Origin of the sequence: Pseudoselenomonas ruminantium, from assembly GCF_900113715.1 — a bacterium.
Taxonomy (GTDB): Bacteria; Bacillota; Negativicutes; order Selenomonadales; family Selenomonadaceae; genus Selenomonas_A; species Selenomonas_A caprae.
This window is the reverse complement of record NZ_FOQK01000018.1, coordinates 39,020-51,464: the sequence shown is the minus strand read 5'-3', so window position 1 is coordinate 51,464 and position 12,445 is coordinate 39,020. Positions and strand designations below refer to the sequence as shown.

Below are 12,445 nucleotides of genomic sequence, written 5' to 3'. Positions count from 1 at the left end.
TGCTCGCTACCTCCTTAGTCCTGTACCAGCTGGACGCCTGCCAGCTGGGCAATCTCTTCAGCCGTGAACACCAGACGGATCTTGCGGTAATGCCACGGCGTGCGGCCCGTCTCCATCCAGATGAAATCCAGCGGCAGGTCAACCATATGCGAAAGCGCCGTCTTGAGATCCTGGCCCTTGCGCGGCGTCAGCTTGACTTTCGCGAAGATATTCAGCTTGTCCTCAGCATGGACATCGCCCTTTTTCTGGATCAGCACAGCCTCGAAGTAGTCATCCTCACGGACCTCCCCTTCGCGCTCTGCCTTGCCACGAACCTCGATGCCGTCATACTGCTCATAGGGCAGCTGTGAACGGCAGATTGCATCCATGATGGTCGCACACTGCTTGCCTTCATTATAGAAGTTCAGCTTCTTCGACAGCACGATGCTATTGTCATCCTGCGCCTCAACAACGACCGGTGCACTCGTGTCCACACGGATGTCCTCGATACCGGCAGCTGCGAGATAGAGTTTAGCGGCCACTGCAGCCAGAACAATCAGACCAACGATAACGTAAACGATTGTCACAATGATTCCTCCTAAAATCCAGATGCTTATTGCGGCTGCATGGCTTTCTCTTTTGCCATGGCTGCCGCTAATATACTATAATATTTTTCCGGCAAACGGGTGATGCGTCCTGTTTCCTGACTGGTAAACACATTCTGGGAATGGCCGGTTACCATGACCTCGCCATCGGCCTTGCGGATGATGCGGTAATCAAAGGCCATCTTGGCCTTTGTCAGCGCCGTCGGTGTCGTCTCGATGAGCACGACATCGTCAAACTTGCCCGGCGATACGTACTTGGCCCGGACGTCCGTGATTGGAAACACGAAACCATCCTCCATCAGCTCGCCCAGCGTGATGCCGATGGACCGCAGATACTCCACACGGCCAATCTCAAACCAGCGGATGTAGTTCGAATGATGTACGACCGCCATCGCATCCGTGTCGTAGAAATTCACGTGATGTTCCGTAATGACCGGCATACAATCCCTCCCAACGGAAAAATTTTCTTTCATTAATAAATGAAATACACAATGTATAGCCTAGAACAATTGCCGTCTAAAGTCAAGTCAAATCCTATACATCTTGTCCAACCGCCGCAGATACGCCTGCAAGCGGTCAAGTTCCGCTGCTTCCTTGACCATCCGGCCCGAATAATAATACTCCACGGTCTGCCTCTGGTCTTCCAATTGGTTGCGCTCCTTGAGCCGCCGTATGAGCTCGCGCACCGTCCCCTCGTTGCCGTCGACAAACGCCACATTATCCGGCAGCAGGCGGCGCATCGTATCCTTGAAATAGTTGAAATGCGTGCAGCCCAGGACCAAAGCCGAGTACTCACTGAAGTCAAAGGGTGCGAACTGACTGACCAGATAGTCCGTCACCGCCTGTGACTCAAACTCCTGGCGCTCTGCAAACTCCACCAGCTCCGGCAGTGCCAGCCGGTCAACGAGATGGTCTTTATCGACCTTCTCGATGAGCAGTTCCATCTTGCGGCCCTTCACCGTTATAGGCGTTGCCGTCACCAAGACCCGATGCTCGCCATCCATATCCAGCGCCTTCTTAGCCGCCGGCTCCATCCCGATGATGGGGATATCGTAGCGGCGGCGCATCTCTGCCACTGCCACCGACGTCGCCGTATTGCAGGCCGTGACGATCGCCTTGACATCCTTCGTCATAAGGAAATCAAAGGCGCCCGCCACGAAATCACGGACCTGTTCCTTGCTCTTGGTTCCGTATGGAACATTATCCTCATCAGCAAAAAAAACGAACTGCTCATGCGGCAGGACCTTCATCGCGTGATGCAGCACCGATAAGCCGCCAACTCCTGAATCAAAAAATGCGATTTTCATGCACTCAGCTCCTAAAACGCATCTATAACATACATAAAAATAATCCAATGGCTATTATAGCAATCTGCTACTTGTTTGACAAGATATCCGCATTCCTGCTATAATATATCTGTTCATTATGGAGAGGTACTCAAGTGGTTGAAGAGTCCGGTCTTGAAAACCGGTAGGCTGTAACAGGTGCGTGGGTTCGAATCCCACCCTCTCCGCCATATAAATACATGGAGTGGTACTCAAGAGGCTGAAGAGGACGGTTTGCTAAATCGTTAGGCTGGGTAACCGGTGCGGAGGTTCGAATCCTCTCCACTCCGCCATATGAAAAGCAACGCCAGGTTTCAAACCTGGCGTTTTTTGCTGCATCCATATCCTGCTTTCCCGATAGCAAAACCGCCTGCCCAAGGATCCCCCTGGACAGGCGGTTGACACATGCTTTTCTTTTCACTCAGTCTTCATCCACAGCTGGAACCATGTCATCTGCGGTCAGCGTGCCAGCTTTTGCCCGTTTGGCAAACTCTGCCGTAGCGGTGAACAGGACATCACTGGAGCTGTTGAGGGCCGTCTCACAGGAATCCTGCAGCACACCGATGATGAAACCGACGCCAACGACCTGCATGGCGATGTCGTTGCCGATACCGAAGGACGAGCAGGCTACCGGAATCAGCAGCAGCGAACCACCAGCGACACCGGATGCACCGCAGGCACCAACCGTCGCGATGATGCAGAGCAGCAGCGCCGTCGGCATGTCAATGTCAAGGGCCAGCGTATGAGCTGCCGCCAGCGACAACACTGCAATGGTGATAGCCGCACCGCTCATATTGATTGTCGCCCCCAGCGGGATCGAAATCGAATAGGTATCCTCATCGAGGCGCAGGCGCTTGCAGAGCGACAGATTCACCGGGATATTAGCAGCTGAGCTGCGGGTGAAGAAGGCATAGATACCGCTTTCCCGCAGCGTCGTCCAAACCAGCGGGAACGGATTGCGGTGGATATGCGCATAGACGATCAGCGGATTCATGATGAGTGCCACCGAGAAGAAGGCACCGAGCAGCACGCCGAGCAGCTGGACATAGCCCAAGAGTGCCCCAAGACCGCTTTCCCCGATCGCATTGGCAACGAGGCCCATGATACCGAACGGTGCAAAGCGGATAACCCACTGGACGATTTTCGTTACCGTTTTCGCCAGATCATTGATCATGACTTTCGTGGTATCAGAAGCGCTGTGCAAAGCAACGCCACAGAGGACACCCCAAGCCAGGATACCGATGTAGTTAGCCGAAGCGATTGCATGGATCGGATTGTCCACCACGCTCAGGATCAGATTGTGCAGGACTTCCAGGATGCCACTCGGTGGCGCGAGCTTGGCATCAGCCATCTGCAGCTGCAGGCTGGTCGGGAAGGCAAAGGAAAAGCCAACCGCTACCAGCGACGCCAGGAAAGTAGCAATCACATAGAGCTTGACAATCGGGCGCATCGAAGCACTCGCATCAGCATTCTTCTGTGCCATCGCATTCATGACCAGCACAAAGACGAGGATCGGGGCTACGCCCTTCAATGCGCGTACAAACAGATCGCCGAAGATGGCGATGACCGGCACCGTCTGTGGTGCGGCTACCGCCAGGATAATACCTATGACCAGGCCTACGGCAATCAATTTGATCAATGCCGTTTCCTGATACTTTCTACCAATTTTCTTCAACTGGTTGGACATCAGAAACATCTCCCTTACAACTCTTATTACGTAAAATCAGTCCGTCTATGCTAGGAATACATATGTTAGTATACATCAAACTTTACACCCTTGCAAGATATTTCAGTAAAAATGTTTTCCTAGAGTGAACTATTTATATTGTGTACTAAAATACGCACATATCTTTGGGATATGTGCGTATATCATGGACATATTAAGTATTTATTCTGATTTACTGTTAAGTTCGTGCAGGTAGCGGCCCACAGCATCCTGCCAGGCCGGCAGGCGATGGAACCCCGCCGCCTCAAGGCAATCCTTGCTCATGCGCGAATTCTTGGGGCGCACAGCCTTCGTCGGATAAGCCGAGGAAGGTACCGGCGTGACCGTCACCTTGCGCCCCGCCTGACGAAACGTCTCTGCCGCCAGCTCAGCCCAGGAGCAGACCCCTTCATTCGTAGCATGATAGACGCCGTACTTATCGCTCTGGGCCATATCAGCCAGCAGTACAGCCAAGTCATGCGTATAGGTTGGGGAGCCGATCTGATCGTCGACAACCGTCAGCGTATCATGGGTTTCCGCCAGCTTCAGCATCGTGCGGATGAAATTCCGGCCATTGATGCCGAACACCCACGAAATGCGGACAATGAAGTATTTCTCCACGAGCTCCTGCACAGCTTCTTCGCCGTGGAGCTTGGACAGGCCATAGGCATTCTGCGGCTCTTTCTTGTCTGCCGGCTCATAGAACCTTTCACCATCTCCGGGGAATACGTAGTCCGTGCTGATGTAGATCATCTTTGCCGCCAGCTCCTGCGCGATCTTCGCCAGATTGCGCGTGCCCTCCGCATTGATCGCCTCGCAGATTTCCTGCTCATCCTCAGCCTTGTCCACAGCCGTGTATGCAGCACAATGGATAATCACATCCGGGCGATAGGTTTCGATATACCGTTTCGCTGCGGCATGATCCGTCAGCGAAAAATCCCGGCTTGCTACGCCCCTCACCTCGATGCCACGGCGTTCCAGCTCCTGCACGCAGTCATAGCCAAGCTGCCCCGTCACACCTGTAACCAATACTTTCATGCTTCCTAATCCTTTCTCTCTGCCGGCGGCTTCTCCCCCGCCAGCGGTATCTTCAAGAGCATCTTCGTTCCCTTGCCGAGTGCGCTCTCCATAGAAATCTCGATGCCGTGCTGCTCACAGATCCAGCTGGCGATCGACAGGCCCAGTCCCGTACCGCTGACCCCACCGTCAGCCTTCGTACGTGACGCATCCACACGGTAGAACCGCTCGAATACCCGCTGCTGGTCTTCTTTGGCGATACCGATACCGTCATCGGCCAATTCCAGCATGATATGGCCGCCATCCGGCAGGCGGCGCGCTCTGGCCGTGATATGTCCGCCCTGTGGCGTATACTTCACACTGTTTTCCAAGAAGATGCGCATCATCTGCCGCATCGTGACCTGATCGGCATAGATGACACCCTCGTCGTTCTGGAGCAGATCCACCGAATGGGTCTTGGTCACCAGCTTCATCTTGCGCATGACATCCTCGACGAGCTCTGACAATTCGATGCGCTCCTTATGGAGTACCTGCCGCTTCTGATCGGCACGCGCCAAAAACAGCAGCTTCTCGATCAATTGCTGCATGTCCTCGGCCTCCGAGCGTATCGACGAAATCCCCTCATCAAGCACTTCCTTGTCCGAGCGTCCCCAGCGCGACAACAGATCTGAGTAACCTAGGATGACCGTGACCGGCGTGCGCAGCTCATGGGAGGCATCCGATACAAACCGCTGCTGCTGCTTGAAGCCTATCTCCAAGCGCTCGAGCATATGGTTGAACGTATCGGCAAGCTCCGAGAGCTCATCACGGGCCGGCGGCACCGTGATGCGGCGGTCCATCTTCTCGACCTCGATCTTGCGCGCCGTAGCCGTCATCTCGCGGATGGGCAGCAGGATGCGCTTGCTGACGAAATAGCCAGCGAGCAGAGCCAGCAGAAAGCCCAATATCGTCATGAGGAATAGAATTTTCTGCAGCGTCTCCAGGAAATGTTTTTCGGCCGTTATGGTCTTGAAGAAATGCAGCTGATAGATCTGCCCCTGGTACTCGACATCCATCTTGGCATGATAGATGGTCATATTGCGAACCTCAGCAACCTGCATATTCTTGTTGGCCCAGAATGGCGGATTCTTCACCGAGCTTCCCTCGATGCGCTGCAGGGACGGATAGCGGGCATCGTTTTCATAGACGACCTGTCCCGACAGATCCGTGATGCGCAGCACTACGCCAGGCATGACCGGATCATCCCGCCAGAAGCTGTCCCCCATGGGGCGCCCCTGCCGCATGCGCTCGAGTACATGATTCATGCTGATCTCGATTTCCACCTCAGCTTGGTGGTAAAACGAAAAATAAACGCCGAGTCCTGTCAGCACACTGGTAAGAATCAGCACAAGCAACAGGACCGACGCATAGAAACAAGTGATTTTCGTCGAAATCCGCGCATAACGCAGCCGGTTGAACATCATCTCCGGATGACGCAGCCAAGCTTTAATCCTTGATCGCATATCCTACGCCTCGGACAGTAAAGATGTATTTATCATCGAAATGATCGTCAATCTTAGCCCGCAGGTAACGGATATAGACATCGACAACGTTCGTGTCTCCCGTGTAATCATACCCCCATACTTCCTGCAGGATCTGGTCACGCGTAAGCACATTGCGTTTATTGCGCAGCAGGTACTCGAGCAGCGAATATTCTTTTTTCGTCAGCTGGACTTCCTCGCCCTTGACGCGTACCTCATAGCGGCTCGGGTACATGATGAGATCACGGACCTGAAGCTTCTCTCCCTCGAGGCTCACCTCGCGGCCATCAGCGCGCGGCTTGCGCAGGGCATTGCGGACGCGTGCCAGCAGTTCCTGGATGGCAAATGGTTTCGTCATATAGTCATCGGCACCGATGTCGAGACCGTTCACCTTGTCCTCGACATCATCCCGGGCCGTCAGCATGATGATGGGAATATCCGAAATCTCACGCACCTTGCGGCAGACTGTCATGCCGTCCATATCGGGCAGCATGATGTCGAGCAGCACGAGGTCGTAGTCCTCCTGCGCAATGCGCTCAAAAGCCCGCAGGCCGTTCTCCTCTGTCTCCGTCTCATAACCTTCATGTTCAAGCTCAATCTGCAGAAAACGCGCAATCCTTCGTTCATCCTCAACAATAAAAATACGTGTATTCGTCATACTAAAACTACCTCCGGAATCTACGTGATCACAGCCATCACATAATGTTTCTAATATAGTCTATTACTATGATATAACGAAAGACAGGGAAATTAAACCCCTGCCTTCCATTTCTAATTCAAATATAACCCCCGCAGCGGCTCAGACCTTCGCAGCGGCTTTGCTCACGAACTTTTCCTGCTGCACAGCAAACCGCTCGTGGATGCCGCAGCCGATTTCCTCGCGCTCATCAAAAGCGCGGACAGCAAAAGTGATCTTGCGGCCCTCCACCGCAGTGACCTCAGCTTCAGCACGTACCGTAAGCCCGACCGGCGTCGCCGCCTTATGCTGGACTGATAGCGAAATGCCTACGCTCGTCCAGCCCTCAGGCAGCAGCGCTTCCACTGCCTCAGTCGCTGCCTTCTCCATCAAGCAGGTCATGGCCGGCGTCGCGTAGACTGGCAGGCTGCCGCTGCCCATGGCGGCCGCCGTATTGGCAGCCGTGACCTTTTCCTCTACCGTATTGCTGATTCCCGTCTTGATTTCCGTCAGTTCCATTTACCATTCGCCTCCATCGACGGCCTCACAGCCCTCGCTCAGATACATTTCCCGGAACAGATCGATGAGATGCGCGCTCGACGAAGACAGCGTGCGGTTCTTGAGCCAAGCCACCACCGTATGCGTGCTCATCTCCGGCTCTACCAGTTTCTTATAGATCAGATTGCCATCCGTCAGCAGATTCTTCGACGAAATCGGCACCAGCGCATAGCCCATATCCATCTTGGCCAGCAGGAGATCCTGCACGATGCTGTCGCTGACACAGACCACATTGGGCTCGAAGCCCAGCTTGCGGCAGTTCGACACGAAAATCGACTGCCAGCGCAAAGGAATGATGATCGGCGCATCCTTGAGCTCCTCCATGCGAACCCGGTCACTGGCCTCGCCAATCTCGTCGTTCTTGTTCATAATCACCACAAAGGGCTCATTGGGCAGGACAATCGATTCGTAGACCTTCGAATCGACCTGGGTACGCGTCACGCCGATCTCGATGACACGGTTATCCAGCAGCTCCAGGATCCGCGATCCTTCGGCCTCCCAGATCTGGTAGTTGACATTCGGATACCGCGCATGGAACTCCGTGATGAGCTCCGGCAGCAGCATGGCCCCCGACGAAGTGATCGTGCCGATACGGATAGAACCAGCCACCCCTGAACCGATTTCCGTGATCTCGCGCACCGTGCCATCAACCATCCCGAGAATATGCTCTACCCGCGAATACATGACCCGGCCTGCATCCGTCAAGCGGATGCGGCGGCTGCCGCGCTCGAAGAGCTGAACCCCCAGTGCCGTCTCCAGGCGCTTCATCTGCCGCGACAATGCCGGCTGGGCAATATCTAGCCGCTGGGCTGCGTGACTGATATTGCCCTCCTCGACGATGGCATAGAACGCTCTCATATCCTTGATTTCCATAACAATCCTCTTTCTTGCTCTCCCTATTGGTATACTCTTATTTTATAGTAGGTATACTATGGTTAGTTCTATTATACTTTTCTCCTCCGAAATAGGCAAATAATTTTACCGGAATTTCATAGTACGAACAAAGTTTACACACCAACAGATTGTAAAGCTGTAACTCTTATCCCATATTTCTGTCAATTCACACTTGTGATTTAGCTATCGCATGCTATAATATTATGAGGAAAATTTACCAATTCACATTCTATTGTTCTCCACACAATAGATACATACTATTTAAATGAACCGATTACGATAAAGGAGTTTTCGAATGACCAGAATCAAAGATGCATTGGATGCCGTTGCCGCTGCTATCATCGCTCAGAAGGATTACCTCACGGACCTTGATGCCAAGACTGGCGATGGCGATCACGGCTTGAACATGGCCCGCGGCTTCCGTGCCGCGCAGGAAGTCGTCGAAGAAATGGATGACACCTCCAAGCCCGGCCCGGTTCTCCAGGCCATCGGCAAGGCGCTGATCCACAACGTCGGCGGCGCTGCCGGCCCGCTCTACGGTGCAGGCTTCGTCCGGGCCGGGGAAGCCTGTGACGAGGACACGCATATGAATGTCGTCAGCATGGAAAAACTTCTGCGTGCAGCCATTGAAGCCATCCAGAAACGCGGCCGGGCGGAAAAGGGCGACAAGACCATGCTCGACACGCTGATTCCGATCCATGAATGCTTCCTGCCGGAAAACGCCCAGGGCAAGACACTGTTCGAGGTCCTGCAGGAGGCTTCCAAAGCCGCTTGCGAGGGCGTCAACTACACCAAGACCATCGCTGCCCGCAAAGGCCGTGCCAGCCTCGTTGGCGAGCGCAGCATCGGCTTTGAAGACCCGGGAGCTGTAAGCTCCATGATCATGTACCGTGCCCTGTATCAGTTCCTGAAAAACTAAGCACGAACCAGCCTTCTCCCTGGCAACGCCGCGGAGAAGGTTTTTGTTTGCCCGTCTCACGGGTTTGTAGTATACTCATAGAAGAAATTTCGACGCAATACAGGATTGTATAAATAGGAGGAAACAACATTGACTGAACAGAGAGTCCGCACCCGTTTTGCCCCGAGCCCGACGGGTTACATGCACATCGGCAACCTGCGCACCGCGCTTTATGGCTACCTCTACGCCAAGGCACAGAAGGGTGACTTCATCCTGCGCATCGAGGATACCGACCGCACGCGCTATGTCGCAGATGCTGTCGACTTCATCAACCGCACGCTCGAGCTCGCCAAGATCGTCCCAGACGAAGGCCCGGACATCGGCGGCGACTGCGGCCCCTACATCCAGAGCGAGCGCATGGACATCTACAAGAAATACGCCGAAGAGCTCGTCAAGAGCGGCCACGCTTACTACTGCTTCTGCGATCCAAACGAGGATCACTCCGTCGGCCAGTTCGGCGGCTATGACCGCACCTGCCGCGACCTGCCGCAGGAGGTCATCGACGAGCATCTCAAAAATGGCGATCCCTATGTCATCCGCCAGAAAATGCCGCTGACGGGCGAGACGACCTTCTTCGACGTACTGCATGGCAACATCACGATCCCGAACGAAGAGCTGGAAGATCAGGTTCTCCTCAAACGCGACGGCATGCCGACGTACAACTTCGCCAACGTCATCGACGACCATCTGATGGGCATCACTCACATCATGCGCGGCGCTGAGTTCATCACCTCCACGCCGAAGTACAACCTGCTCTATCAAGCTTACGGCTGGGAAGTCCCGACGTTCATCCACCTCGCACCGGTCATGGGCAAGAACGAAGACGGCTCCGTCTCCAAGCTCTCGAAACGTCATGGTGCTACGTCCTTCGACGACCTCGTCAACATGGGCTACCTGCCGGAAGCCATCGTCAACTACGTGGCCCTGCTCGGCTGGAACCCGAAGACGACCAACCAGGAAATCTTCTCGATGGACGAACTCATCGAGCATTTCAGCCTCGACGGTCTTTCCAAGTCGCCAGCAGTCTTTGACTACGACAAGCTCGGCTGGATCAACGGCGAATACTTCAAAGCCATGGACGACAAAACCTTTGCTGGTATGGCCCGCAAATTTGCTGGCGAGCTGCCGGAAAACCTTGCAGCCAACTGGGATGACCTCGCTGCCCTCCTCAAGACGCGCCTCACGCGCTTTGGCGAGATTGCTGGCGAGATCAGCTTCCTCATCGATATGCCGGCCTTTGATGCTGAGCTCTATGTCAACAAGCGCAACAAGGTAACGGTAGAAAAAGCTGCCGAATTGCTGCCGACGCTCATCGGACTCATCGAGAAGGTGGACGAAGCAGACTGGAACAACGACAACCTCTACGCAAAACTCGAAGCCTTCATCGAGGAGAACGAACTCAAGAAAGGCCTTGTGATGTGGGTGCTGCGCATTGCCGTCGCTGGCCAGAAAGTAACGCCAGGTGGCGCTACCGAGCTGCTTTCTTTGCTGGGCAAGAAAATTTCTTTAGAAAGATTGAAAAAAAGCCTTGCAAATTTGCAAAACATGTAATATAATAAATCATGTCTGTTACGTGGCGCCTTCGTCAAGTGGTTAAGACACCGGCCTCTCACGCCGGGTTCATGGGTTCGAATCCCATAGGCGTCACCAAATCGGCACCTTCGTCAAGTGGTTAAGACACCGGCCTCTCACGCCGGGTTCATGGGTTCGAATCCCATAGGGGTCACCAAATCGGCACCTTCGTCAAGTGGTTAAGACACCGGCCTCTCACGCCGGGTTCATGGGTTCGAATCCCATAGGTGTCACCAGGAAATCACAAGCCAGGATATATATCCTGGCTTTTTTGTTGCATGCAGCAGCAGCCCACGGATTTGACATTTCATCCCCAGCTCTTATAATGAAGTGTAATACTGTACCCTTATAGAAAGGCTGTGACTCCATCCATGTTATTTTTCTCCATGCTGCTGCTCGGTGCTGTCATCGGTTTCGTCGGCGCTGGCGGTGCCGGCGTCACCATCACGCTGCTGACCGTCGGCTTCCATGTCCCGATCCACACGGCACTGGCCGTCGCACTGGCCTCGATGGTCTTCACGATGCTCTCAGGCACCATCAGCCACTTCCGGCAGAAGGAAGTCATCGTCAAGACCGGTGCCATCATCGGCCTTGGCGGCATCAGCGGCGCTTTTATCGGCGCCAACGTCTCCAATAAGATGCCCGCTGATTTCCTCAGCGAGATTACAGGCCTCATGCTGTTTTCCAGCGCCATCATCCTCTATATCAAGCTCTACCATGACAAATGGCTTGCAGCCCATACACCGATGCGCAGCGAGCTCCTGACCGGTCACAAGCTCTGGATCTACGGCCTTATCACAGGCATCATCACAGGCTTTCTCTCCGGTGCCTTCGGCATCGGTGCAGCCGCCTATATCCAGCTGGCCCTCATGGTCATCTTCGGCGTGCCCCTGCTGCAGACCATCGGCACCTGCATGATGATCATCCTGCCGATCTCCGCCGCCGGCGGACTTGGCTACCTGTTCAACGACCGCCTCGACTTCATGATTTTCATCCAGACACTAGCCGGTCTGATGCTTGGTGCCTGGTTCGGCGCCAAAGGCACACACCTTGCACCACTCCCCCTCCTCAAAGCCGCCATCGTCGCCCTGCCAACTATCGGCGGCATTACTATGATACTCTTTCACTAACAGAAAAGACGTGTTGCCCCCTGACTTTTACCGTCATAGGGGCAACACGTCTTTTGGTATCGGCCGTTACCAAATGCGTTTCATGAATTTGCGATAATTCGAATTCAGATAATCAATGATCAACGCAAACATAGCATAAATACTATCGCCATGCAGCTCGTCTTCAATGGTCAAGCATACATCCAGCAACAAGTCTCCTTCTTTGTTCAGATACAATTTGAACGGCTTGTAACCAGCTGATTCTTCATTAACCATCTTTAAGAGTTCCAACTGATTCTCTTCCGATAAAGCTTGGGACATAATCTGCACCCGCACTAAAGCGAATATAGAATCATCCAGGATTACAACCGTCGGGAGTTGCTGCCCTTCCGTAGTGATATGGGAGCGGAACACAACAGTATGCTGGCTGTCCCCCTTCAATTCTTCCTCGGCAAAGACCATGATATCTTTTTCCTTCAAATACGCTTCAAATGCTGCTGCTTTCTTATTCATCTGTTTCAGCCTCC

At 53.8% G+C, this 12,445-nt stretch carries 13 protein-coding genes and 5 tRNA genes; 8 read left to right on the top strand and 10 right to left on the bottom strand.

What is annotated here, in order from left to right; translation table 11 throughout:
• Positions 1–14: 14 nt before the first annotated feature.
• From BM181_RS10135 to murI, 3 genes are all read right to left on the bottom strand, one after another.
• Positions 15–566, bottom strand: coding sequence for a hypothetical protein (locus tag BM181_RS10135; protein ID WP_082336263.1), 552 nt, complete (start codon positions 564–566; stop codon positions 15–17).
• 26 nt (positions 567–592) lie between these two features.
• Positions 593–1,024, bottom strand: coding sequence for an acyl-CoA thioesterase (locus BM181_RS10130; protein WP_075444598.1), 432 nt, complete (start codon positions 1,022–1,024; stop codon positions 593–595).
• An 87-nt stretch (positions 1,025–1,111) separates the two neighbouring features.
• On the bottom strand, positions 1,112–1,891 hold the full coding sequence (gene murI / locus BM181_RS10125; RefSeq protein ID WP_075444596.1) for a glutamate racemase: 780 nt from the start codon (positions 1,889–1,891) through the stop codon (positions 1,112–1,114).
• A gap of 120 nt (positions 1,892–2,011) precedes the next feature.
• Here murI and BM181_RS10120 point away from each other — a divergent pair.
• Positions 2,012–2,100, top strand: a tRNA-Ser gene (locus BM181_RS10120).
• 11 nt (positions 2,101–2,111) lie between these two features.
• Positions 2,112–2,202, top strand: a tRNA-Ser gene (locus tag BM181_RS10115).
• A gap of 128 nt (positions 2,203–2,330) precedes the next feature.
• Here the strand turns inward: BM181_RS10115 and sstT are convergent.
• From sstT to BM181_RS10085, 6 genes are all read right to left on the bottom strand, one after another.
• Positions 2,331–3,596, bottom strand: coding sequence for a serine/threonine transporter SstT (gene sstT / locus BM181_RS10110; protein ID WP_075444594.1), 1,266 nt, complete (start codon positions 3,594–3,596; stop codon positions 2,331–2,333).
• A 201-nt stretch (positions 3,597–3,797) separates the two neighbouring features.
• Positions 3,798–4,652, bottom strand: coding sequence for a dTDP-4-dehydrorhamnose reductase (gene rfbD / locus BM181_RS10105; RefSeq protein WP_075444592.1), 855 nt, complete (start codon positions 4,650–4,652; stop codon positions 3,798–3,800).
• A gap of 5 nt (positions 4,653–4,657) precedes the next feature.
• A complete protein-coding gene (locus tag BM181_RS10100; protein WP_075444590.1) occupies positions 4,658–6,133 on the bottom strand; it encodes a sensor histidine kinase in 1,476 nt (491 codons plus the stop codon).
• Positions 6,117–6,809, bottom strand: coding sequence for a response regulator transcription factor (locus BM181_RS10095; RefSeq protein ID WP_075444588.1), 693 nt, complete (start codon positions 6,807–6,809; stop codon positions 6,117–6,119). Before BM181_RS10095 ends, BM181_RS10100 begins: the two co-directional genes overlap by 17 nt.
• A 141-nt stretch (positions 6,810–6,950) precedes the next feature.
• A complete protein-coding gene (locus BM181_RS10090; RefSeq protein ID WP_075444586.1) occupies positions 6,951–7,346 on the bottom strand; it encodes a thioesterase family protein in 396 nt (131 codons plus the stop codon).
• Positions 7,347–8,258 (bottom strand): LysR family transcriptional regulator, encoded by a 912-nt coding sequence (locus BM181_RS10085; protein ID WP_075444584.1) that lies wholly within the window; start codon positions 8,256–8,258, stop codon positions 7,347–7,349. It abuts the gene before it with no gap.
• A 316-nt stretch (positions 8,259–8,574) separates the two neighbouring features.
• Here BM181_RS10085 and dhaL point away from each other — a divergent pair, with 316 nt between their 5' ends.
• The 6 genes from dhaL to BM181_RS10055 all read left to right on the top strand — a co-directional run bounded on the left by dhaL (position 8,575) and on the right by BM181_RS10055 (position 11,939).
• Positions 8,575–9,198: a dihydroxyacetone kinase subunit DhaL gene (gene dhaL, locus BM181_RS10080; RefSeq protein ID WP_075444582.1), complete on the top strand. Its 624-nt coding sequence runs from the start codon at positions 8,575–8,577 to the stop codon at positions 9,196–9,198.
• Positions 9,199–9,327: 129 nt separating this feature from the next.
• Positions 9,328–10,788, top strand: coding sequence for a glutamate--tRNA ligase (gene gltX / locus BM181_RS10075; RefSeq protein WP_075444580.1), 1,461 nt, complete (start codon positions 9,328–9,330; stop codon positions 10,786–10,788).
• A gap of 24 nt (positions 10,789–10,812) precedes the next feature.
• Positions 10,813–10,887: transfer RNA gene (locus BM181_RS10070), tRNA-Glu, on the top strand.
• Positions 10,888–10,891: 4 nt separating this feature from the next.
• Positions 10,892–10,966 (top strand) — tRNA-Glu (locus BM181_RS10065).
• Between the two features lie 4 nt (positions 10,967–10,970).
• Positions 10,971–11,045 (top strand) — tRNA-Glu (locus tag BM181_RS10060).
• Between the two features lie 135 nt (positions 11,046–11,180).
• Complete coding sequence (locus BM181_RS10055; protein WP_075444578.1) at positions 11,181–11,939, top strand: sulfite exporter TauE/SafE family protein; 759 nt, start codon at positions 11,181–11,183, stop codon at positions 11,937–11,939.
• 66 nt (positions 11,940–12,005) lie between these two features.
• Here the strand turns inward: BM181_RS10055 and BM181_RS10050 are convergent, their stop codons facing one another.
• On the bottom strand, positions 12,006–12,431 hold the full coding sequence (locus tag BM181_RS10050) for a hypothetical protein (RefSeq protein WP_075444576.1): 426 nt from the start codon (positions 12,429–12,431) through the stop codon (positions 12,006–12,008).
• Between the last annotated feature and the right edge of the window lie 14 nt (positions 12,432–12,445).

Coding starts and splice junctions, on each gene's coding strand:
- BM181_RS10130 (WP_075444598.1), bottom strand. CDS start 1,024: ATGCCGGTCATTACGGAACATCACGTGAATTTCTACGACACGGATGCG.
- murI (WP_075444596.1), bottom strand. CDS start 1,891: ATGAAAATCGCATTTTTTGATTCAGGAGTTGGCGGCTTATCGGTGCTG.
- sstT (WP_075444594.1), bottom strand. CDS start 3,596: ATGTCCAACCAGTTGAAGAAAATTGGTAGAAAGTATCAGGAAACGGCA.
- rfbD (WP_075444592.1), bottom strand. CDS start 4,652: ATGAAAGTATTGGTTACAGGTGTGACGGGGCAGCTTGGCTATGACTGC.
- BM181_RS10100 (WP_075444590.1), bottom strand. CDS start 6,133: ATGCGATCAAGGATTAAAGCTTGGCTGCGTCATCCGGAGATGATGTTC.
- BM181_RS10095 (WP_075444588.1), bottom strand. CDS start 6,809: ATGACGAATACACGTATTTTTATTGTTGAGGATGAACGAAGGATTGCG.
- BM181_RS10090 (WP_075444586.1), bottom strand. CDS start 7,346: ATGGAACTGACGGAAATCAAGACGGGAATCAGCAATACGGTAGAGGAA.
- BM181_RS10085 (WP_075444584.1), bottom strand. CDS start 8,258: ATGGAAATCAAGGATATGAGAGCGTTCTATGCCATCGTCGAGGAGGGC.
- dhaL (WP_075444582.1), top strand. CDS start 8,575: ATGACCAGAATCAAAGATGCATTGGATGCCGTTGCCGCTGCTATCATC.
- BM181_RS10055 (WP_075444578.1), top strand. CDS start 11,181: ATGTTATTTTTCTCCATGCTGCTGCTCGGTGCTGTCATCGGTTTCGTC.
- BM181_RS10050 (WP_075444576.1), bottom strand. CDS start 12,431: ATGAATAAGAAAGCAGCAGCATTTGAAGCGTATTTGAAGGAAAAAGAT.